This is a genomic window from Gordonia sp. SGD-V-85, from assembly GCF_001456905.1.
GTDB classification, from domain to species: Bacteria; Actinomycetota; Actinomycetes; order Mycobacteriales; family Mycobacteriaceae; genus Gordonia; species Gordonia hongkongensis.
Genome location: NZ_LNQO01000008.1, coordinates 1 through 21,741, shown reverse-complemented (window position 1 = coordinate 21,741; position 21,741 = coordinate 1). Strand labels below are relative to the sequence as shown.

The 21,741-nt window shown below is 69.9% G+C and carries 19 protein-coding genes; 7 read left to right on the top strand and 12 right to left on the bottom strand.

The features are described 5' to 3' along the window. Positions 1-37 precede the first annotated feature (37 nt). The 8 genes from AS181_RS11315 to AS181_RS11280 form a co-directional block, all read right to left on the bottom strand. Positions 38-523 carry a hypothetical protein gene (locus AS181_RS11315; RefSeq protein ID WP_058251711.1) on the bottom strand — a complete coding sequence of 162 codons (486 nt, stop codon included), beginning with the start codon at positions 521-523 and terminating at the stop codon, positions 38-40. Next, positions 520-2,166: a UDP-N-acetylmuramoyl-L-alanyl-D-glutamate--2,6-diaminopimelate ligase gene (locus tag AS181_RS11310; protein WP_058251710.1), complete on the bottom strand. Its 1,647-nt coding sequence runs from the start codon at positions 2,164-2,166 to the stop codon at positions 520-522. The genes AS181_RS11315 and AS181_RS11310 overlap by 4 nt, the downstream gene beginning before the upstream one ends. Positions 2,167-2,442: 276 nt before the next feature. After that, positions 2,443-4,368: a peptidoglycan D,D-transpeptidase FtsI family protein gene (locus tag AS181_RS11305; protein ID WP_058251709.1), complete on the bottom strand. Its 1,926-nt coding sequence runs from the start codon at positions 4,366-4,368 to the stop codon at positions 2,443-2,445. 109 nt (positions 4,369-4,477) lie between these two features. Further along, on the bottom strand, positions 4,478-5,344 hold the full coding sequence (locus AS181_RS11300) for a hypothetical protein (protein WP_058251708.1): 867 nt from the start codon (positions 5,342-5,344) through the stop codon (positions 4,478-4,480). 2 nt (positions 5,345-5,346) lie between these two features. Continuing rightward, positions 5,347-6,333 carry a 16S rRNA (cytosine(1402)-N(4))-methyltransferase RsmH gene (gene rsmH, locus AS181_RS11295; RefSeq protein ID WP_058251707.1) on the bottom strand — a complete coding sequence of 329 codons (987 nt, stop codon included), beginning with the start codon at positions 6,331-6,333 and terminating at the stop codon, positions 5,347-5,349. A gap of 274 nt (positions 6,334-6,607) precedes the next feature. Continuing rightward, positions 6,608-7,048 carry a division/cell wall cluster transcriptional repressor MraZ gene (mraZ, locus tag AS181_RS11290; RefSeq protein WP_058251706.1) on the bottom strand — a complete coding sequence of 147 codons (441 nt, stop codon included), beginning with the start codon at positions 7,046-7,048 and terminating at the stop codon, positions 6,608-6,610. Between the two features lie 538 nt (positions 7,049-7,586). Next, complete coding sequence (locus AS181_RS11285; protein ID WP_058251705.1) at positions 7,587-7,988, bottom strand: DUF3040 domain-containing protein; 402 nt, start codon at positions 7,986-7,988, stop codon at positions 7,587-7,589. A 166-nt stretch (positions 7,989-8,154) separates the two neighbouring features. Next, the gene (locus tag AS181_RS11280; protein ID WP_058251704.1) at positions 8,155-8,628 is read right to left on the bottom strand and encodes an SAV_6107 family HEPN domain-containing protein; all 474 of its coding nucleotides are present in this window, start codon (positions 8,626-8,628) and stop codon (positions 8,155-8,157) included. A 365-nt stretch (positions 8,629-8,993) separates the two neighbouring features. Between AS181_RS11280 and AS181_RS11275 the strand changes: the two genes are divergently transcribed. From AS181_RS11275 to AS181_RS11265, 3 genes are all read left to right on the top strand, one after another. Then, positions 8,994-9,668, top strand: coding sequence for a GNAT family N-acetyltransferase (locus AS181_RS11275; RefSeq protein ID WP_058251703.1), 675 nt, complete (start codon positions 8,994-8,996; stop codon positions 9,666-9,668). A 2-nt stretch (positions 9,669-9,670) separates the two neighbouring features. Beyond that, entirely contained in the window at positions 9,671-11,290 is a 1,620-nt protein-coding gene (locus AS181_RS11270) for a phytoene desaturase family protein (protein ID WP_058251702.1), read from the top strand. Between the two features lie 65 nt (positions 11,291-11,355). Beyond that, a complete protein-coding gene (locus AS181_RS11265) occupies positions 11,356-12,321 on the top strand; it encodes an LppM family (lipo)protein (protein ID WP_058251701.1) in 966 nt (321 codons plus the stop codon). Between the two features lie 51 nt (positions 12,322-12,372). Here the strand turns inward: AS181_RS11265 and AS181_RS11260 are convergent, their stop codons facing one another. Next, complete coding sequence (locus tag AS181_RS11260; protein WP_058251700.1) at positions 12,373-13,350, bottom strand: methylenetetrahydrofolate reductase; 978 nt, start codon at positions 13,348-13,350, stop codon at positions 12,373-12,375. A gap of 11 nt (positions 13,351-13,361) precedes the next feature. Between AS181_RS11260 and AS181_RS11255 the strand changes: the two genes are divergently transcribed. Both AS181_RS11255 and AS181_RS11250 read left to right on the top strand, forming a co-directional pair. Continuing rightward, the gene (locus AS181_RS11255) at positions 13,362-14,597 is read left to right on the top strand and encodes a polyprenyl synthetase family protein (RefSeq protein WP_058251699.1); all 1,236 of its coding nucleotides are present in this window, start codon (positions 13,362-13,364) and stop codon (positions 14,595-14,597) included. Next, positions 14,594-16,237, top strand: coding sequence for an alpha-(1->6)-mannopyranosyltransferase A (locus AS181_RS11250; RefSeq protein WP_058251698.1), 1,644 nt, complete (start codon positions 14,594-14,596; stop codon positions 16,235-16,237). The genes AS181_RS11255 and AS181_RS11250 overlap by 4 nt, the downstream gene beginning before the upstream one ends. Here the strand turns inward: AS181_RS11250 and AS181_RS11245 are convergent. After that, entirely contained in the window at positions 16,206-16,571 is a 366-nt protein-coding gene (locus AS181_RS11245) for an Rv2175c family DNA-binding protein (protein WP_058251861.1), read from the bottom strand. The genes AS181_RS11250 and AS181_RS11245 overlap by 32 nt on opposite strands. Positions 16,572-16,723: 152 nt before the next feature. On the opposite strand from AS181_RS11245, the gene AS181_RS11240 reads away from it, so the two are divergent. Then, positions 16,724-17,920, top strand: a complete 1,197-nt coding sequence (locus tag AS181_RS11240) for a protein kinase domain-containing protein (RefSeq protein WP_058251697.1) — start codon at positions 16,724-16,726, stop codon at positions 17,918-17,920. 12 nt (positions 17,921-17,932) lie between these two features. Here AS181_RS11240 and AS181_RS11235 read toward each other — a convergent pair whose 3' ends face one another. Continuing rightward, on the bottom strand, positions 17,933-19,324 hold the full coding sequence (locus AS181_RS11235) for a class II 3-deoxy-7-phosphoheptulonate synthase (protein ID WP_058251696.1): 1,392 nt from the start codon (positions 19,322-19,324) through the stop codon (positions 17,933-17,935). Between the two features lie 44 nt (positions 19,325-19,368). Further along, a complete protein-coding gene (locus tag AS181_RS11230) occupies positions 19,369-19,851 on the bottom strand; it encodes a polyadenylate-specific 3'-exoribonuclease AS (protein ID WP_058251695.1) in 483 nt (160 codons plus the stop codon). A 103-nt stretch (positions 19,852-19,954) separates the two neighbouring features. Here AS181_RS11230 and AS181_RS11225 point away from each other — a divergent pair, with 103 nt between their 5' ends. Next, positions 19,955-21,526, top strand: coding sequence for a mannosyltransferase (locus tag AS181_RS11225; protein WP_058251694.1), 1,572 nt, complete (start codon positions 19,955-19,957; stop codon positions 21,524-21,526). The last annotated feature ends 215 nt before the right edge of the window (positions 21,527-21,741 follow it).

Sequence of the window (21,741 nt, the reverse complement as noted above, 5' to 3'; positions counted from 1 at the left end):
AGCGGCATCGTCGGCCCACTCACGCCCGCGCGAGCGCTCACGGTGCCGCCTCGTCGCCGGCAGGGGCGTCGACGACCCGCCATCCGCCCCGCTCGGACCACGCGGTGATCACGGAGTCGAGATCGGCGCCGGCCGCGGCCAGCAGGATGACGTCGCCGGCGGTGGGCTGCCAGTCCGGTTCGGTGTCGGCGAGTCGGGCGGCGGCGTCGACGGACTCGACGATAAGCGCCTCGTCACCCCACGAACCCTCCATGACCGCGCCCTGGTGCAGCGCGTGCACCGATCGTGAATCCCCCACGCAGAGAGTCTTGTCGACGGCCAGTCGGACCGCCAGGCGACCCAGCAGATCGTGTTCGACGACGCGCTGGTTCTCGGTCAGGCCGGCCGGCGAGGCCAGCTCGGCGATGACCGCCCAGGTGCGGCCGGCGCCGGCGGACTCGGCGAGGCGCCGGATCAGCCGGCGGGCGTCGTCGACCGACACCGGCGCATCGCCGCGGATGACCGTCACCGCTCCGGTGGTCATCGTTCGCTCTCCGCGACCGCACCCGGAGCCTCGGCTGCGCGGGACTCGAGCGCACGGGCGACGACCTCCCGATCGTCGAACGGATGCTTCACGCCGTCGATCTCCTGTCCTGCCTCGTGTCCCTTGCCGGCGACCAGCACGATGTCGCCGGGCCGTGCCCAGGCGACGGCCGCCTCGATCGCGGCGGCGCGATCGCCGATCTCCCGGATCGGTTCCGCGCCGCGGGGGCGCTCGGTTCCGGGCACGGCCTGTGCACCGGCGAGCACCTCGGCCCGGATCGCACCCGGGTCCTCGGTACGCGGGTTGTCGTCGGTCACGACCACGAGTTCGGCACCGCGCGCGGCCGCTTCCCCCATCAGCGGCCGTTTGCCGGTGTCGCGATCGCCGCCGGCACCGACGACGATGGCCACCCGTCCGGTCGTCTGCCCGCGCAGTGTCGCCAGCACCGCCTCGATCGCGCCCGGCTTGTGCGCGTAGTCGACGAGGGCCAGGAACGGCTGTCCACGATCGATGCGCTGTAGGCGTCCCGGGACGCTCACCGACGCGACCGCCTCGAGTGCGGTGGGCACCGGCACCCCGGCGGCGTGTGCCACGGCGACGGCCAGGAGCCCGTTGGCCACGTTGTACCGGCCGGGCAATGGGATGAGGAGCTCGTGCTCACCGTCCGGCTCGGTGAACGGGGTGCGTGACGAGCCGTCGTCGGCGAGCGACGACTCACCCGCATGCCAGTGGGCCGACGTCGGCCCGGTGGACACCAGGACCGGTTGCAGATGGGCAGCTTCGCCCGGCCGCCGGGCGAGCTCGGCCATTCGCCGACCCCACTCGTCGTCGACGCACACGACCGCCCGGACCGCGTGCGTCGGGGCGGACGGGACGAACAACTGGGCCTTTGCGTCGAAGTAGGCGCGCATCGTGAGGTGGAAGTCGAGGTGGTCCTGCGAGAGGTTGGTGAACGCGCCGATCGCGAAATGCGCACCGTCGACGCGACCGAGCGCCAGCGCATGACTCGACACCTCCATGACGACGATGTCGACGCCGTCCTCGAGCATCGCTGCGAGCAGGGCCTGCAGGGTCGGCGCCTCCGGCGTGGTCAGCGAACTCGGTTGGGCGACGCCGTTCACGCGGGTCTCGACGGTGCCGATGAGCCCTACCGAGTGCCCGGCGGCCAGCAGGGCGGCCTCGACCAGATAGGACGTGGTGGTCTTGCCCGACGTGCCGGTGATGCCGATCAGCTTGAGTCGTTGGGACGGATTGCCGTACACGCGGGCGCTGACATTGCCGAGAACCGTGCGGGGAGCGGGATGGATGAGGACCGCGACGGCCGTCTCCGGCGGCAGGACGCGAGCCAGTTCGGCCCGGCCGGCGGGGTCGGTGAGGATGGCCGTCGCACCGGCCGCCACGGCCTGATCGGCGAACTTCGCGCCGTGCGTGCTGGCCCCGGGCAGAGCGGCGAACAGGTCACCGGGCCGGACGTCCTGCGCCCGCAGGACGACCCCGGTCACCTGGGTCTCGGCGTCGGCGCCGCCGACCAGGTCGAGTCGGGCCCCGGTGGCGGTGGACAACACGGACACCGGTGTCGGCGTGACATGACGCGGACGGATGGGTCCGCCACTCCGGTCGGGTGATGGTCGACGAGACGCCATCGGTGCTCCTCGCCTCCTCGGTTCTTCTCTCGGCGTTTCCCACGGGCGAGCGAACATGCTCGCTCCTCGGGACTGTGCTGGTCGTGCGGGACTGCTCGGTACGGGTGTCGGTGTCAGGACGTCGGACCGGGCTGTGCCGCGAGGTGCGTCGGTGCCTCGTCGGGAGGCGCAGAATCGCACTCACGATACCGACCCGCCCCGACGCCACGGCACACGGTGCGCCCGTGGCCGCACCTGTCCGGGTGCTCGGCTGATCGGCGACGGACGCCGCGGGCGCTACCGCGCGGTCAGGGTCAGCCGCGGCGTCGGCGCGGACAGCGGCACCTGGGCGCGCTGGAGCATCCACGACGCGATGGTGGAGAACAGCGGAGCCGCCGACTGACCGCCCGACCCGTCGGAACTGCGCCGTGGGTTGTCGAGCATGATCCCGACGACGTAGCGCGGGTTGTCGGCCGGGGCGATGCCCGCGAACGTGATGTTGTACCGCGAGTTCGAGTAGCACCCACAGGATGGATCGACCTGCTGCGCGGTGCCGGTCTTGCCGCTCACCTGGTAGCCGTCGACGGCCGCCTTGGTCCCGGTGCCCTGTTGCTCACCGGTCGGGTCGTCTTGCACCACCGACCGGAACATGTCCCGGACGGTCCGGGCGGTGGACTCGCTCACAACCCGGACGGGTTGGGGCCGCGCCCGGTCGTCGGGCGCCGACCCGTCCCGCTGTTCCGACGCCAGGATGCGCGGCGGAATGCGCAAGCCGTCGTTGGCGATCGCCTGATACATCGCGGTCATCTGCAGCAGCGACATCGAAAGGCCCTGTCCGATGGGCAGGTTGGCGAACGAGCCACCGGACCACTGACTCAGGGCGGGAACCTCTCCCGCGCTCTCCGCGGGCAGGCCGACCCCGGTTCGCTGACCGAGACCGAATTTCTTGACCATGTCGGCGAAGCGCTCTTCGCCGATCCGCTGCGCGAGCATCAGGGTGCCGACGTTCGACGACTTACCGAAGATGCCGGTGGTCGTGTACGGCTCGACCCCGTGCTCCCAGGCGTCGCGCACCGTCACCCCTGCCATCCGGATGCTGCCCGGAACACGGTGCACCGTCTCGGGCCGGGTGATGCCGTACTCGACGGCGGCCGCGGCGGCGATGAGCTTGTTGACCGAACCCGGCTCGAACGGCGAGGTGACGGCGGGGTTGCCCAGCTCGGCATCGGGCTGATCGGACAACGGGATGGATGCGTTGAACGTCCCGTCGTTCGCCATCGCCAGCACCTCACCGGTCTTGGCATCGAGCACCACGGCCGACGCGCCCTGCGCACCCGATGCCTGCTTGGCCTTCATGACCTGGCTCTGGACGAACCACTGGATGTCGGAGTCGAGGGTGAGGCGTACCGTCGCCCCGTTGAGAGCCGGGTGCACGTTGCGCATGCTGCCGGGGATGACGGCCCCGTCCGATCCCCGGTCGTAGGTCCGCGAGCCGTCCGTCCCGGACAGGATCGAGTCCAGCGATGCCTCGAGCCCGATGAGTCCATTGCCGTCGTAGTTCACGTCGCCGACCACGTTCGCCGCCAGCGACCCACCCGGGTACAGGCGGATGCTCTGCGGGTCGGCACCGACCTCCGGGAAGTCCTCGGTGATCCGGGACGCGACGTCGGGGCTCACGGACCGCGCGAGGTACACGAAAGTGTCCTCGCCGGTGACCTTCTCGAGGAGATCCTCCTCGCTGATCGAACCACCGAGGGCCACCGACACCCCCTTCGCGATCTCCTCGAGCCTGGTCTCGACGTCGGGAAGCGCGGGGTTCTTGCGGTGCTCTTCCTCGATCGTCTTGCGAACGGCCTTGGGCAGGAACGTCAACGACCGCGCTTCGTCGGTGTAGGCCAGCGGGCGCCCGTTGCGGTCGAGGATCGCACCGCGCTTGGCGGTGAGGACCTGCGTGTACTCGCGCTGCTGTGCGGCCTCGGCAGAGATCGAACTCGCCTGCACCGTGTGGACGACGATCATCTTGACCGCGACGGCGAGGACGACCAGCAGGACCACCACGCCCGCCGCGCGCGCACGGAAGACGAAACCCTGCGGCCCACGGCCGTTCCGCCCGCCGGGCCCCTTCCGATCCGATCCTCCCGACCCCGCCCCGGGTCCACGCCCAGGTCGGCGTCCCGGACGCGACGGGCCGGCGCCGAGCCGCTCGAAGGTCGCACGTGTCATGGTCGTCAATTGTTCACCGCTTCAACGTGGTTACCCCGGATTTGACCCCGGCGGGTTGGAGATGGCGCCGGAGATCCAGCGCACTTCGGAAGCGCGGATCGGGGCGAACTCACGGGGCGGGCACCACATTCGGCGCCGGAGTCGGGGCCGACGGCGCGGCCGGGGGCACGGCACCGGCCCCGGAGGGAGCCGGACTCGCCCCGGACGGGAGCGGATTCGCGCCGGGCGGTGCGGTCTGCGACGGAGACGGTCCGCCGGCCGCCGGGTCGCCGGATGCCGGTTGCGACGATGTGGGTTGCGACGGTGCGGGTTGCGGTGTGGACGTCCCGCCCGCCTCGGGTCCCGCGGAACCCGATCCGCCGCCCAGCCCGATCGAGTCGTCGACCTCGCTCGGGTCGATCGATTCCGCGGGATCCGGTGCGGTATCGGGATTCAGGCTCCCCATCGGACGCCCGGACGCGGGCTCCGGCTTGCCCACCACGCGCGGGCGTCGCGGGTCGTCGACGATCATCCGAGCGGGGTTGTCGGCGGGGATCATGCCGAGACGTGCTGCCTTGTCGGACAATTCAGGCGCCGAGTTGCCCGATTCGTACGTGCGCTTGAGCGCGTCGCGCTGATCGATGAGGGACTGGTTCTGCGTCCGCTCGATTCCCAGCTTGTAGGAGTCCTGCGCCGCCTTGGTCGACAACCACAGGCTGAGACCGAGTCCGAGGACGAGCAACGCGATCACCGGCACGACAAACGGGGTGTGCTGCAGTCGCTCTCGCAGGGACACCCCGGTCATGGACAGTCCGCCGCCGGTACGACGCGGCGGCGTGGCACGACCCGCCGCGGAGCGTCGGTGTCGACGGTCGAGTGCCCGCTGGGCGGCCCTCGATCGCGTCGCACGTTCGGACTCGATGCGGGTTCGGCGTGACCGTCGCGAATCGCGCTCGTCCCCGGCGGACCGCGACGGGGCCTCGTGCAGGATGGTCATGCTCAGCCCTTCTTCTCGACTCGTTCGATCGCGCGGACACGCACCGGCGCCGAGCGCGGGTTGGTGGCCAGTTCGTTCTCGTCCGGACGTTCGGCGCCCCGTGTGACGAGACGGAACTCCGGTGCCGTGCCGGGCAACTCGACCGGGAGGCCGGGAGGCGAGGTGGACGATGTGCGCGTCGCGAACTCGCGCTTGACGATCCGATCCTCGAGAGACTGGTAACTCATCACGGCGATCCGTCCGCCCACGGCGAGCGCGTCCAGCGCGGCCGGCAGAGCCTTACGCAGGACATCCAATTCGTGGTTGACCTCGATGCGCAGCGCCTGGAACGTCCGCTTCGCCGGGTGCCCGCCGGTCCGCCTGGTGGCGGCCGGGATGGCGTCGTAGAGGAGTTCGACGAGACGCGCGCTGGTCGTGAAGGGCTCCTTGTCCCGCTCCCGCAGGACCGCCGAGGCGATCCGGCCGGCGAAGCGCTCCTCCCCGTAATCGGAGAGCACACGGGCCAATTCGCCGTGCGAGTACGTGTTGAGCACGTCGGCGGCGGTGAGCGGGTCGTCGGCGTTCATGCGCATGTCGAGCGGCGCATCCACCGCATAGGCGAAACCGCGTCCGGCCTGGTCCAGCTGCATCGACGACACCCCGAGATCGAACAGTGCGGCATCGATGACCGACTCCCCCGCTGCGTCCATCACGTCGCGGATCTCGTGAAAGGTGGCCTGGTGCAGCGAGATCCGGTCGGAGTACGACGTCAGGCGCTCGCGGGCGATGTCCAGTGCCGAGGCGTCCCGATCGATGCCGACCACGCGGACGTTCGGGAACGACTCGAGAACCAGTTGACTGTGCCCGCCCGCGCCGAGCGTGGCGTCGAGGAAGACGCGCGGATCGTCGGAATCCAGTGCGGGGGTCATCAGTTCGACGATGCGCGCACCCATGACGGGGATGTGACCGAACTCGCCGGACCGACGCGGTTCGTCCTCGGCATCGACCATGATGAAGACCCCCCATCGGCATGTATGCGGTATCGGCGGTGGGCGGATGCCTCGGGTCGGCGAGAGCAGGCGATCGGATGGAGCGGGGTCCCGACCCGATCACGCACCTGGCGTTGGGGAAGTACGCCAGGGTCGCCACCGGGCCGGGGCCTCGTGCCACCCGAAGCCGCTGGGCACCGAACTCGCCCATCGGTTGCTGTCTCTTCGGTCGGTTTCTGGTCGGTTGCTGTCGTTGGTGTTGCTGTCTCGGCGGTGTGGCGGGCCGGTCCTCCGGCTACAGCACCGCGTTCAGCGCGGCTGAGTTGGCGGCCGAGAAGTTCTCCTCGTGCCGCGTCTGGTACTCGTTCCATGCGGCCGAGTCCCAGATCTCGAGGTGATCGAAGCTGCCGAACACCACGCACTCCTTGGACAACCCCGCGTACACGCGATGGTCGCCGGACAGGCTGATCCTGCCCTGACCGTCCGGTCGCTGCTCTTCCGAACCGGCGAAGAACGTCCGCTGGAACGCGCGCAGATCAGGGTCGTTCCGAGACGCCTCGACGATCCGAGCGGCTATCGCGTCGAACTCTTCGGTCCGGTACACCGACAAGCTGTGATCTTGGCCTTTGGTGACCACTACCCCTCCTGCCAGTGCATCGCGGAACTTGGCGGGCAACGTGAGCCGCCCTTTGTCGTCCAATTTGGGCGTGTAGGTACCGACGAATCGCACGGACACGTCGACACCTCCTGCCCACCGGGTTCCGCGTCGTATCTCGCCTCACCCAGTGCTGCCACAGTACCCCACTTTCCACCACTTTCCACCCCCACCGCCCCCGCATTCACCCACTGACAGCAAATTCCCAGTTCAGGGAGCTCAAGTTGACAATGAACGCGCGTGTCCCCGGCGCGTCACGGGCCGAAAGAAGCGCATCAAGCGTGTGACCAGAGACACCGATGAGGTTCGAGAGGCGGGAAATCCAGGCATAGATCCTCTAGTGGGGCAAAGTGGGGCGTCCCGGTGGGGAGAAGTGGGGATCGCCGGTGGGGAGAAGTGGGGATGCCGGTAAAGAAGCGCGAGGATCGTCGACTGGGCGTCCGATCCTGTCGATCGTGCGCCCGAATCCGTCGGCCGTGCGCCCGAACCCGTTCAGCGTGCTCTGGAGAGCAATCGAGGACATGAAAGAGCCGCGTGCCCGAAGGCACGCGGCTCAGTCGTATGCGAAGTTGCGGGAGTCGGTCAGCCGATCGACGAACGCGGAGTCGGGATCAGCGGATCACTCCTGCTCGAACCGGCGATTGAATCGCTCCTCCATGCGTTCCGACAGCTTGCGCTTGGCGCCGGACGACCCCGATTGCTTCTTGCCGGACCTGGTCGACGACGAGCCCGCCTCGGCGGTGTTGTTGTCTCCCCAGAGTGCGAAGAGGCCGGCCCCGAACATCACCAGGAAGCCCAGGAGGCTCACGATCGGGAATCCGCCGATGTTGATGTTGACGATGAGTCCGCCGACCAGCATCACCAGGCCGACGACGAAGGCCGCTGCCGCCTGCAGGCGACGACGACCGCTCGACTTCCCAAGGCGCCGACGCTTGACACTGGACGCAAACTTGGGGTCTTCCGCGTACAGCGCGCTCTCGATCTGTTCGAGCATGCGTTGCTCGTGCTCCGAAAGTGGCACCGACCCTCCTTCTCACTGATCCGTGACGCCGACGAAGGTCACCCGCGACCGGAAAGGCGTCTGCGCCTATATCGTCCCATGATACGAGGTGAAATCGACCGCGACCACCATTACTCGCTGTTGCCGACGACCGGGCGGTGCCAGAAACCGCAAAGTGTGGCCGGATTCACGCCGTCGCGCCGATCTGCGGCGCTTCGGCACCGAGTTTTCCTTGCTCGTAGGCGATGACCATCGTCTCGACCCGACGCAGGAAGTCGAGGACGAGCAGCCGCATGCCGGCGACGCTGTCGGGGTCGATCGTGCGGATGATCCCGGACTCGATCTTCATCCGAACCGGCGACAGCGCGGCGAACCGGGCGGCGATCGGCGCCAGCTCGGGGGCGACCACACCGATGCGGGTCCAGGCGTTCGACGTCCTGCGCCGCACGGTCCCGACCGGTTCGTGCACGGCAAGGGCCGCGCCCGAGGCGCGGAGTGCGACGAGGTACAGCTGGCGGAACCGCTCGACGTCGTCGTCGACGCCGTCGGCATTGTCGAAGAGCACGTGTGCGCGCTCGAGGAGATCGCGCGCTCGACCGACCATCACCGGGTCGACGGGCGCCGCGTGGGTGAGAGCCGTGGCGCTGCGGTGTCTGGCCATGTCGTCCTCCTCGTGCGTATGGGCTGTGTCCGGCGGCAGACGCTTCCCTCGTCCGCCGCCGGACCGTGTCGTCGGATGAACGCGAACAGCTTGCGGAGGCACATTCATCGAACATCCGTTCGACACGTTCAATATAGCTATCCCGGCGTCGGCGTTCAAGACATCTGTGACCCGAAACCCCCGCCGGGGAGTACAACGCCACCACCTGCGGGCCGATTCCTGCCGAGTGTGCATCATCGATAGGACAATTCCCGGAAGTGGCCTGCGACGCGATGCCCCCGGCAGAGGGCGGCCCGCCCCAGCGGCAGCCGACCTCGTCTGCAGGTCGACGACGCAGGACGAACGATGCAGAGAACGGAAATCCGTTGACCATCCGCCTGGTGAGCCTGAGTGGCCAGGACGCCCGGGCCTGGCTCGAGCCGGCCCTGGAGATCTACGTGACCGCGATGAATTATCCGCGCGGTACGGAGATCCATCGGGCCGGGCTCTGGCGCGAACACATCGCGCGGCCCGGATGGCGTGCGGTGGGCGCGGTCGAGACGGTGACCCCATACGAGGCGCGGACCATGCCGGCCGCGCGGCGCCGGGTCGGTCCACCGGTCGGCTTCGGACCCGACGACCTGCTCGTCGGCATCGCCTACGGCTACACCGGCGCGACCGGTCAGTGGTGGAACCAGCAGCTGCGGCTCGGACTCCGCCAGACGGGCCGACCGCCCGAGACGGTCGAGGCGATCGCGCGCGATTACTTCGAGCTCACCGAGCTGCACGTCCACCCGACCGCCCAGGGCCGTGGGATCGGACAGGCGCTCCTCGCCCGGCTGCTGGCCGATCGGCCCGAACGCCATGTGCTGCTGTCGACCCCGGAGATCCCCGCCGAGGACAACCGCGCGTGGTCGTTGTACCGGCGGATGGGTTTCACCGACGTCCTGCGCCACTTCACCTTCACCGGCGATCCGCGTCCGTTCGCGTTCCTCGGCCGTCCGCTCCCCCTGGAACTGCAACCCCCGGCCGCCGCCCGCCGCGCCGGTACCGGGAGCTGACGATGCACGGCCCCCGGCGTGACGCCGTCGTCATCGGCGCGGGCCACAACGGCCTGATCGCCGCGGCCTACCTGGCACAGGCCGGACGGGATGTGGAGGTACTCGAGCGGGACGACATCCCCGGCGGCGCGGTCTCCACCGTCGAACGGTTCCCCGGCCATCGGGTCGACCGGGGGTCGTCGTCGCATCTGATGATCCGTCACTCCCCCGTCCTCGACGACCTCGACCTCGCCGCGCACGGCCTGCGCTACGTCGACTGCGATCCGTGGGCGTTCGTCCCGGCCACCGCGACCGCCCCGCCGATCGTCTTCCGCACCGACCTCGACGCGACGTGTGCTTCCATCGAGAACGCCTGCGGTGCGGCCGATGCCGCCGCATATCGACGGTTCGTGGAGACGTGGACGCCGCGGGCGCGGGCGGTCATGGATGCGTTCTACCAACCCGCGACGATGGGGAAGTTCGGCCGGGCCTTCGGCGGGCTCGGCGGCACCGCCACCACGGCACGCACGGGGTTGTTCGGCCGGCGCGGCGGCCGGGTGCTGAACCTGACCGCCGAATTGATGGCCTCCGGCGATTCCCTCCTCGACGAGTATTTCGAGTCCGAACAGCTCAAGGCCGGACTCGCGTGGTTCGGCGCCCAGTCCGGACCGCCCATGAGCGCACCGGGCACGGCGCCGATGATCGGATTCGCCGCACTCATGCACCGAATCCCGCCCGGACGCGCGATCGGGGGCAGCGGCGCCCTCACCGAGGCCCTCGTGCACCGAATCCACCAGGACGGCGGCCGTGTCTCCTGCGGCGACCCCGCGGTCTCCGTCGCCCGCTGCGGCGACCACTGGCGGGTGCTCACCGGCACGGGTCAATCCCGTTGTGCCGCAACAGTCATCCACGCCTGCCACGTGCTCACCACGCTCGACCTCCTCGCCGCCGGCGGTTTCGACGCGGGCGTCATCGACCGCTGGCGACGCGCCATCGTCGTGGGCAGCGGGATCGGGATGGCGGTTCGCCTGGGGACGACCGGCCTGCCCGACTACCAGGGGCTGCCCGGCGACCTGCCCGAGCACGGCGTCCATTCGGCTCTCGGACTGCTGGTCACCGACCGCGCCCACCTCACCCGAGCCCATGCCGCGGCGTCGGTGGGCGAGCTCCCGCCGCGCCCGGCTGTGGTCGCGATGAGCTATTCGGCGATCGATCCGACGCTCGCGCCCCCGGGCCGCTCCGTCATCAATCTCTGGGCACAGTGGCATCCGTACCGGCTGGCCGACGGCGACTGGCCGGCCGCGGCGGACCGCGCCGCGAAGGCCGTCGTCGACGAGGTGGACCGCCACGCGCCCGGTTTCGCCGAGTCGGTCGCGCATCGGTACGTCCAGACGCCGCGAGATCTGGCCGATGAGCTGGGCCTGATCGGCGGCAACATCATGCATGTCGAGATGTCCATCGACCAGATGTTCATGTGGCGTCCCACCCCCGACCTCGCCGGACACCGCGTCCCCGGTGCCGACGGCCTGCTCCTCGCCGGAGCGTCGACTCACCCCGGCGGAGGTGTCACCGGCGCGAGCGGTTACATCGCCGCCCACCTGGCGCTGCGACGCGGGCGTCGGGGTCTCGGCCGTCGGCCCTGACACCGCCGACACCCGACGCGGCGCGGTGTGACCGGTGCCCCGCGGTCCGGCCGGGGTCTGGCACGATGAGCACCGTGCGTTCGTCGAATCCCGTACCGGGTGCGCCCGGGTCCCGCCGAGCCCGGCGCCTGTTGCCGTCCGCGGTCGCCGTCGCTCTCGTCGCCCTCTCCCCGCTGATGGCCGGTTGTCTCGAACGGTCGACGACGGTGGGAGATCGCTACTCGGGGAGCGTCGTCGTGGCGACCACCCCGGACAATCCGCGCGGGACACCGCAGTTCGACCTCCCCGAGTCGATGGTGGGGCAGGTCTCGGTGACCGACTACAAACAGGTGCCCGATCGTCCCGAGGCGCCGTCGTCTCCGGGCGCCGGACCCGAGAACACGGCGGATTCCCCCTCCCCCTCCGAGCCCGCCGGAAACGACGAGGCCGGCGCGGACGAGAACCCCGCCGAGGACGATCCCGCCACGCGCGTCGGAACGCGGGCGTCGTTCAGCGATCTCACCGCGGGACAGTTCGCCCAGCTGGGCGACATCGTGGCCGACGCCTACGGAGACACCTCGCTGACGATGGACCTCACCGCCAAGCGCAGCGGGGAGGTGGTGCGGTTCCGCGGCGACGCCGATCTGACCGAGCTGGTCCCGGACCGCGACTACGTGCAACTGACCGTCACCTTCGGCGGTCCGGTGACCGCGACGAACGGCGAGCAGGTCGGCGAGTCCACCGTGACCTGGACCCCCGCTCCGGGTGAACCGTCGGACTTCAGCGCCGATGCCACCTATCCGGACCCGGCGACCGCCGCGGTCAGCAGTTGGTCGTGGTTCGTCGCGTTGCTGTGCGTCGTGGTCGTCCTGGTGATCGTCCGGATCGCCTACTCCAAGCGGTATCGCGGACCGCGGCCCGGACGTCCGGTGGCGGCTAAGACAAACCCTTCGTCGATCTCGGGTGAAGGACTCGCGGCTGCCGCCGATCCCGTGTCGGGTCCGTCATCGGCAACGCCGCCCGCGGATCGAAAGCCACCCGCAGGCACATGATGCCGCGCCGGACCGGCGTCGACACCGGTCCGGCGGAACAGCTTCGGCCGTTCAGGCCGGGACGTGCAGCGCGGCGTCGACGTCCACGCCGAGTCGGCCCAGGACCTCCGTCGTGGCCTTGGCGAAATTCAGACTGCAGAAATGCAGGCACGGCGCACCCTCGGCGACGAGTCGCTGTGCCATCTCGGTGGCGAAGTCGATGCCGACGGCACGGACCGACGCGCGGTCCTCCTCGGCGCCGTTGCCCGCCGCTTTGGCGAACCGCTCCTCGACGTCGGGCGGGATCACCGATCCCGACAGCTCGACCATGCGACGGACGGTGGCCAGCGACGTCACCGGCATGATTCCCGGGATGATCGGCTTGAGTCCCTGCTCGGGGTCGGCGGCCGCGACCCGGTCGCGCAGCCGCAGGTAGTGCTCGACGTCGAAGAACATCTGGGTGATGGAGTACTCGGCCCCGGCCCGCAACTTGCTGACGAGTGTGCGGGTGTCGTGTTCGATGTCGGGCGACCGATGATGCGTCTCCGGGAACGACGCCACCCCCACGTGGAAGTCGCCGAGGGTATCGATGAGCCGGACCAGTTGCTCGGCGTACTCGACGCCGTCGGGATGGGCGACCCACTCGCCGAGCGGATCGCCGGGCGGATCGCCGCGGAGCGCGAGGATGTTGGTGATGCCCTGGTCGGCGTAGGCACCGACGAGCGCGCGCAGTTCCGCGACGCTGTGATTGACGGCGGTCAGGTGGGCCACCGGCAGCAGCGTGGTCTGTGCGGCGAGCTCACCGGTGATGCGCACCGTGCGATCCCGCGTCGAACCACCGGCACCGTAGGTCATCGAGACGAACGCCGGGGACAACCGCTCGAAGATGCGCACCGCCCGCCACAGCCGGGACTCGGCCTCGGCGTCACGCGGCGGGAAGAACTCGACCGAGAACGGGACCGGGCCGCGGTGCGGAGCGGACAGGCGTTCGACGATCGAGGGTGCGGGAGCGGTTGGGGTCACCCGCACAGTGTACGGAGCAGGTCGCATAGCCTGGCAGGGTGACCTCCACGATCCCCACGCCCACCTCGCTCGATGCGGTTCCGGGCGCCGTCGAGGCCGAATTACGCGCCTTCTTCGACGACGCGGTCCCGGCCGCCGCCGCGATCGCACCGGTGGTCGGTGAGGCGGCCGAACTGATCCGGGAGTTCGTGCTGCGAGGAGGCAAACGCATCCGACCGGTCTTCGCCTTCGCCGGGTGGCGCTGCGGGACGTCGTCGTCGGACCGTGCCGTCGCCGGGGCCGCAGCCGAGGACGACGCCCCCGGCCCGCGGGACGCGCTGCGCGTCTGCGCCGCACTCGAACTCGTGCAGGCCTGCGCCCTGATCCACGACGACATCATCGACCGGTCGGACACCCGGCGCGGGTACCCGACCGTGCACCGGGAGTTCGAGTCACGGCACGCGAGCGCGGAGTGGGCCGGGGACTCCGGCGCCCACGGGGTGGCGGCCGCGATCCTCGCCGGCGACTTCGCGCTCGCCTGGGCGGACGACCTGGTCCACGGTCACCGGCCGGGGGTTTCGACAGGCTCAACCGGCGGGGACCGCTCAACCGGCGGGGACCGCTCAACCGGCAGGGACCGCTCCACCGGCAGGGACCGCTCAACCGGCAGGGACGGCGACCACCCGCTGCCCGCGGAGGTGGGCGCGACGTGGGCGGCGATGCGGACCGAGGTGCTCGGCGGCCAGTTCCTGGACATCGTGAACGAGGCCGGCGGCGACGACTCGACCGAGGCCGCCTACCGGGTGATGGAGTTCAAGACCGCCGCCTACACCGTCGCGCGATCGCTCGAGCTGGGTGCGCGACTCGCCGGTGCGTCCGAGCAGCTGGTGTCGACGCTGCGTGCGATCGGGCACGACCTCGGCATCGCCTTCCAGCTCCGCGACGATCTGCTCGGCGTCTTCGGCGATCCCGAACGCACGGGTAAACCGTCCGGGGACGATCTGGTCTCGGACAAGCACACGGCCCTGCGCGCGATCGCGCTGCAACGCGCCGATGCGGCCGACCCGGCCCTCGGCGCGCGGTTGCGCTCCTACTTCGGCCGCCGGCTCGACAGCGACGAATTGGGTTCCGCGCGAGACCTGTTCGTCGAGCTCGGCGCGGTGGCCGAGGTGGAGAACTCGATCGACGAGCTGTTGGGGTCGGCGTTGACCGCACTCGACGCCGCCGACATCGGCGACGACATCCGTGCCGAGCTGATCGCGGTCGCCCATCGCGTCGCGCACCGTCAGGCGTGAGCACTTCCGTGACAGGTGCCGCCACGGCCGGTCGGGGCGATCTGATCCTCGGCGCGATCGGGTCCGTGCTGGTCTGTCTCGGCAGCTTCGGGGTCGGCGACCCGCCGCGCAACTCCGCTCTTCTCTCCGATCTGGGTCTGAGCTGGATCACGTACGGGCACGGCAAGAACGTCTTCGGGACGCTGTTCTGGCTGGGCGTGTTCCTCATGGTGTTCGGGTGGGTCCGGCTGGGGCGTCGGATCATCTCCTCCACCACCGACACCGCGCCGACGACGCGGACGCTGAGCCGATGGGTGCTCGTGTGGACCGCTCCCCTGCTCGTCGCGGTGCCGGTGTACTCGCGCGACGTCTACGCCTATCTCGCCCAGGGCGCGGTGTTCGGCGCCGGTTTCGACCCGTATGCCGACGGTCCCGCCCACCTGCCCGGTCCGCTCGTCGACAGCATGGCGCAGGTCTGGGCGACCACGACGGCACCGTACGGCCCCTTCTTCATGGGCATGCTGCGCGTCGTCACCGAGATCACCGGCGACCAGGTCGTCCTCGGCGTGCTGGCCATCCGGCTGGTGCTGCTGCCCGGACTCTTCCTGTCCCTCTGGGCGATCCCCCGATTGGCGGAGCGGTTCGGGGCCTCCCCGCAAGCCGGACTCTGGCTGGTGCTCTTCAACCCGCTGGTCCTGATCCATCTCGTGGCGGGACCGCACGTGGAGCTGCTGATGATGGGCGTCCTCGTCACCGGGATCGTCCTGGTGGTCGACGGCCGGCACGTGGTGGGCACAGCCGTCCTGGCGCTCGCGGTGTCGATCAAGATCACCGCCGGCATCGCACTGCCGTTCGTCTTGTGGATCTGGCTGTCGCACATCCGTTCCCGGCGACCGGTGACCGCCCGCGACGTGGTGACGGTGTTCGCATCCATCGTCGGGATCGCGGTCGCGGTGTTCGGCCTGTGGACCCTGGTGATCGGCTTGGGACTCGGCTGGCTCACCGGCCTGGGGTGGGCCGACGTCATCATCAACTGGTTCACCATTCCCACCCTCGCCGCCCATGTCGTGACCCTCGTCGCGGCGCCGTTCGTCGCCCTCAATCTGCAACCGGTGCTGGAGGTCACGCGGGCAATCGGTTCGGTGGTCCTCGCGGTCACGCTGGTCGCGCTCTGGTGGCGCCACCGCCACGACGTGCGGGACGCGGTCGCCGGGATGGCGTGGGCGATGCTGGCTGTACTCCTGCTCGAGCCGTCGACGCTGCCCTGGTACTACACGTGGGTGCTGGTGATCGCGGTGGCCTTCGACCTGCCGATGTGGGTGCGGGCCACGGTCGTCGGTGCCTCGACGTTCCTGCTGATCGTGTTCCAGCCCGACGACGCGATCGTCTTCTACAAACCTGTCGAGGTGACGCTGGCGGCCGCACTGGCCGGCGTCGCGGCCTGGTCGCTGACCCGTCGGGACCCGTTGCGGCTGAGCCGGTTCGGCAGGTGGGCGTGGGGCGCGACCCCGGCCGGCGAGGGCACTCTCGCGTCGGATGTCCTCGCGGAGACGGGCGTCGAGGAGTCGGGGCGCGCCGAGGCCGAGCACCGGGAGTCCGGACCCCGGGGGTTCGGGGCCGGGGCGTCGCTCAGAAAGCCTGGGCCTGCGCCCGGCGGATGACCTCGCGGGCGAGATCCGTGTGCAGCGCTGCCGCCGGGTGGAGTCCGAGATCCTCCTGCTCGGTGAACAGCCACTCCATCACCTCGTCGCGCGTGTAACCGCCGTCGATCAGGACCGCCACGAGCCCGTAGAAGTGTTTCGCGACGCCGCCCTCGTCCACGAAGAGCGCCGGAATCGCCGGGTATCCGTTGTGGGAGACCGCGAGCAGGTGATGGTCACGGATGAGTGTCCGCACCCGGTTGGTCGACACCCCGAGGCGGTCGGCGACATCGTCGATCGACAGGAACTCGGTGTCGGAAGGCAGAGTGTCAGGCGACAACGGTAGGGAACCCACGTCGAAAGGGTAGCCGGTAGTCGGGAGCGGGAGAAACCGTCGGGTCGCGACGACATGACGAACGAGACCCGCGAACGCCCCGGCGGCGACACCCTCGGTCGGCATCGTGCCGATGCTCTCGACCGGCCCGGGCTGCAGGTAGATTCGGCAGCGTGAACTCCCCCGTCGACACGATGCTCGGGACCGTCCTCGAGGACCGGTACCGGATCGACGCGCCCATCGCGCGAGGCGGCATGTCGGCGGTCTACCTCGCCGTCGACCTGCGGCTGGGACGCGACGTGGCGGTGAAGGTGATGGACTCCCGGTACTCGGGAGACCCACAGTTCTTGCGCCGCTTCGAGTTCGAGGCACGCGCGGTCGCCGGCCTGAAACATCCCGGGCTCGTCTCGGTGTACGACCAGGGCATCGACGACGGCATCGCGTTCCTAGTGATGGAACTGGTCGACGGGGGCAGCCTGCGCGAACTGTTGCGCGAGCGCGGCCCGATGCCACCCCATGCCGTCGTCGCGGTGGCCGCGCCGGTACTCGGCGGGCTCGGCACCGCACATGCCGCGGGTCTGGTGCACCGGGACGTGAAACCCGAGAACGTGCTCATCTCCGACGAGGGCGAGGTCAAGGTCGCGGACTTCGGACTGGTGCGAGCCGTGGCCGAGGCCGGGGTGACCTCGGCCAGCGTGATCCTCGGGACCGCTGCCTACCTCTCCCCCGAACAGGTCGAGTCCACCCACGCCGACGCTCGCAGCGATGTCTACTCCATGGGTGTGATGATGTTCGAACTCCTCACGGGCAGAACACCTTTCTCGGGCGACTCACCCCTGGCCCTCGCCTACCAGCGACTCAGCTTCGACGTGCCGGCGCCGGGCGACGTGATCCCGGGGGTGCCGGAGGAGTTCGACGAGATCGTGCTGCGCGCGACCGAACGCGACCCCGCCGATCGATATGCCGACGGCTTCGACATGCAACGGGCCCTGCTCGCCGTCGCCGACGAACTCGACCTCCCGCCGTTCACGGTGCCCGCGCCGCGCCGGTCGGCCGAGCGTCAGACGGTGTCGCGCTACCGGGGCCCCGATCCCGGCGGCCATGGCACCCGGGTCCAGTCGGTGCCCGGCCCGGCGCGGCCCGCGGACACAGCCACACCCGTGGAGCAACCTGCGGCCGAGCGCGACGACGTCGGCTCCGCGCCGCGTCCGGTGACCCGTCGTACCTCACGGCCGATGGCCGTCGAGCCCGAACTCATCGGCGGCAGCCGGCTCGGCGCGCTGGTCTGGATAGTCGTCGTGCTGGTGCTGGTCGGCGGCCTCGGCGCCCTCGGTTTCTGGGTCGGCAGCACGTTCCTGGCGATCGGCTGACGCCCCGCTCCCTCAGCCGCGCAGCATCTCCGCGACGAGGAACGCCAGCTCGAGCGACTGCTGCGTGTTCAACCGCGGGTCGCAGGCGGTCTCGTAGCGTCCCCCGAGGTCGAGATCCGAGATCTCCTGTGCGCCACCGAGACATTCGGTGACGTCCTCGCCGGTCAACTCGACGTGGACGCCACCGGGATGGCTGCCCAACGCGCGATGCACCTCGAAGAACCCCTGCACCTCGTCGACGATGCGGTCGAAGTGCCGGGTCTTGAAGCCGGTCGACGCCTCATGGGTGTTGCCGTGCATCGGATCGCACTGCCAGATGACCTTGTGGCCGGTCGCCTCGACGGCGCCGACGATGGCCGGCAGCACGTCGCGGACCTTGCCGTTGCCCATCCGCGCGACGAGCGTGAGTCGCCCGGGCACGTTGTGCGGATCGAGACGCTCGACGTATTCGACGGCCTGCTCGGGCGTCGTCGTGGGCCCGATCTTGACGCCGATCGGATTGCTGATGAGCTCCGCGAACGCGATGTGGGCGCCGTCGAGCTGGCGGGTCCTCTCCCCGATCCACAGGAAGTGGGCGGAGAGGTCGTAGAGGACCTTGCCGGCACCCTCGGGGTCGTCGGCCAGCCGCAGCATGGCGCGTTCGTAGTCGAGGACGAGCGCTTCGTGCGAGGCGAAGATGGAGGCGGAGTTCAGATTCGAATCGGTGACGCCGCAGGCGTCCATGAACCGCAGGCCGCGATCGATCTCGGACGCCAGGGCCTCGTAGCGTGCGCCGGCCGGTGACGTACGCACGAACTCGCGGTTCCAGTCGTGCACCCGGCTCAGATCCGCCTCGGCCTGGGTGAGGGCGCGGACCAGGTTCATCGCGGCCGCGGCATTCGCGTAGGCGCGCACCAGCCGGGACGGGTCGTGTGCCCGCACCGCCGCGTCGGCCACGAATCCGTTGACCATGTCGCCGCGGTAGGAGGGCAGCCCCAGGGCGTCGGTGTCGGATGATCGCGGCTTGGCGTACTGGCCTGCGATCCGGGCGACCTTGACCACCGGCATGCTGGCGCCGTAGGTGAGCACGACCGCCATCTGCAACAACGTGCGGATATTGCCCTTGATGTGCGGTTCGGTGTTGTCGGCGAACGTCTCCGCACAGTCACCGCCCTGCAGGAGGAATGCACGCCCCTCGGCGACGTCGGCCAGCTGCGCGGCGAGCGTCTGGACCTCGGCGGGCATACAGATCGGCGGGACCGACTCGAGGACGGTCCGCATCTTGCGCGCCTCGTCGGCCGGCCAGCTCGGCTGCTGTACCGCCGGGCGGCTCATCGCGTCGTCGAAACGCGTCTGGAGATCCCCCGGAAGCGGCGGGAGCTCGGGAAGGTCGTCGATCGGAACGTCTACGGTCCAGTTCACCACCCGTCCAGGGTAGAGGAGACGTGGGGAGTGGATTCGTCCGCGGGTCAGACGCGGGCCTTCTCGATCGCCTCCCACCGGCGCAGGTTGTGCCGGGCGTCGCTCAGCGCGTCGTGCGCGTCCGACGGCGTGGGCGGCAGCGCCGGTCGGCCCGCGGCCTCCCAGTGCTGCCGCAGCTCACGGGTGAACCGCGGGATCTCACGCGGCAGCGCGGTCATGGGACCCCACAACTGGCACAGCACGACATGGTCGTAGGCGCCCACCCAGGCCCACAGCTCGATGTCGGAGCCGTCGGCGGTGAGGAACTCGAGGAGATCTTCCCGGATGCGTCGACGGTCCCGCCACGCGGACGACGACGGCGAGGGCAGTTTCGGCAGCACGTTGGCCCGCACCCAGTCCCCCGCCCGGCCGGGGTCGAAATCGGTCGACACCGCGTAGAACTCGCGGCCGTCCTCACCGACGACCCCGATCGAGACCAGCTCGATGGTGGTGCCGTCCTCGATGAACTCCGAGTCGTAGAAGAAACGCATGGGTCAAGTATTCACACACACTCGTGCCGACCCGCTCACCGCGCACCGTTTCGCCATACCGCCCTCCGGCTGTCTACCCTGGTATTTCGTGCGCTCCAGGTCCGTGCTGGCGACCGCTCTCCTGGCGGCGTCGATCATCGCGCGGCTCGTCTGGGACACGCTGACCGTGAACGGCAGGAACTTCGTGGACCTGCACGTTTACCGCGACGGTTCGGCGGGTCTCGCCGACGGGTCGCTCTATCTCTTCACCTACGCCGGTGAGACCGACTTCGCCCTGCCCTTCACGTATCCGCCGTTCGCGGCCGTCGTGTTGTACCCGTTGTCGCTCGTGCCATGGGACCTGGTGGCCATCGGCTGGCAGCTCGCGACGTTCGGAGCTCTGTACACCTGCGTCGTCCTCGCCTTACGCCTGTGCGGGTCGACGACCGACGTCTACGCCGTGGCCGCACTCTGGACCGCCCCCGCGATCTGGTGCGAACCGGTCCGGGTCACGCTGGACTACGGCCAGATCAACGTCTTCCTGATGCTGGGCACCCTGCTGGCGGTCACCTGGGCGCGCAGCGACCGCGGGGTGCTCGCCGGCGGCGCACTCATCGGTCTGATGGCCGGGGTCAAGCTCACCCCGGCGATCTCCGGGCTCTGGTATCTCGCCGCCCGCAAACCCCTGGGCGCCCCGGCCGCCGCGGTCGCCTTCGTCTTCACCGTTCTCGGTTGCCTGCTGCTCTTCCCCGACGTCACCCGCACCTACTACGGGACCCTGCTCGGCGACGCCGAGCGCATCGGTCCCGTCGAGGCAGTGATCAATCAGAGCCTGCGTGGCACCCTGTCCCGCTTCGTGGGCTTCGACGTGGGGTCGGGCTGGATCTGGATGGTCGGCGTCCTGGTCGCGGTCGTGGTGGCGGTGTTCGCCGGCCGTGCGGTGTCCGACGCCCTCGGCATCCTGCTGGTGGTCCAGCTCTTCGGACTCCTGGTGTCGCCGATCTCGTGGGTGCATCACTGGGTGTGGATCATCCCGCTGGGAATCTGGCTCGTGCACGGCACCGGTTCGCGGCGCCGGGGCGCGCGGGCGGTCCTCGGGATGTGGATCGTGGTCGCGGGCCTCGGGATTCCGTGGTTGCTCCGGGTCACGATCGAGTACGGTCCCCATCCCCCGGCGGCACTCGAGGCGATCTTCGGGGCCGCGTGGCCCGCGGCCACGTTCGTCACCTTCGCCTGGATGATCGCGACGCGCGCCGCGCGCGACGAACCCCGCGACACCCGACCGCGCGACGTCGTCGCCGCGGCGATCGTCGCCGACGGCCGCGTGCTGCTGGCGCAGCGGTCCCGTCCGGCCGAACTCGCCGGTCTGTGGGAACTGCCCGGCGGTCGTGTCGAGTCGGGGGAAACCCATGCGGCGGCGCTGGTTCGGGAGATCCGCGAGGAGCTCGGAGCCGAGGTCGAAGCCGGCGAGGGCGTCGGCTCCCCGGTCGCGCTGCCCGGTGGCCTGACCCTGCACGCCTACGTGGCGCGGTTGCGCTCGGGGACTCCGACCGCGCTCGAGCACCTCGACGTGCGCTGGTTCTCCGCCGACGAGCTACGACACCTCGACGCCGCCGAGATCGTCCCGGCAGATCGCGACTGGATACCGGAGCTGTGCGCCGTCCTGGACGGCACCCGGGTCGGCGACGCCGGCTGACCGACCACGGCGAGCGTTGCCGAGAAGCGAGCTTGCGCGCATCACCACGCTCCTGAAGAGCGCTTGCGAACATCACCCCGCTCCCTTAGGAGGCCGCAGCTTGCGGAGGGGCGCAACCAACCACCGCTCCCTGAGCCTGGATATTTCACTGATGTTGCTGGTGTTCGGCGTGTGATACGCGAAAGTGCCTGTCTGCCTTGTGATTATTGATTCAC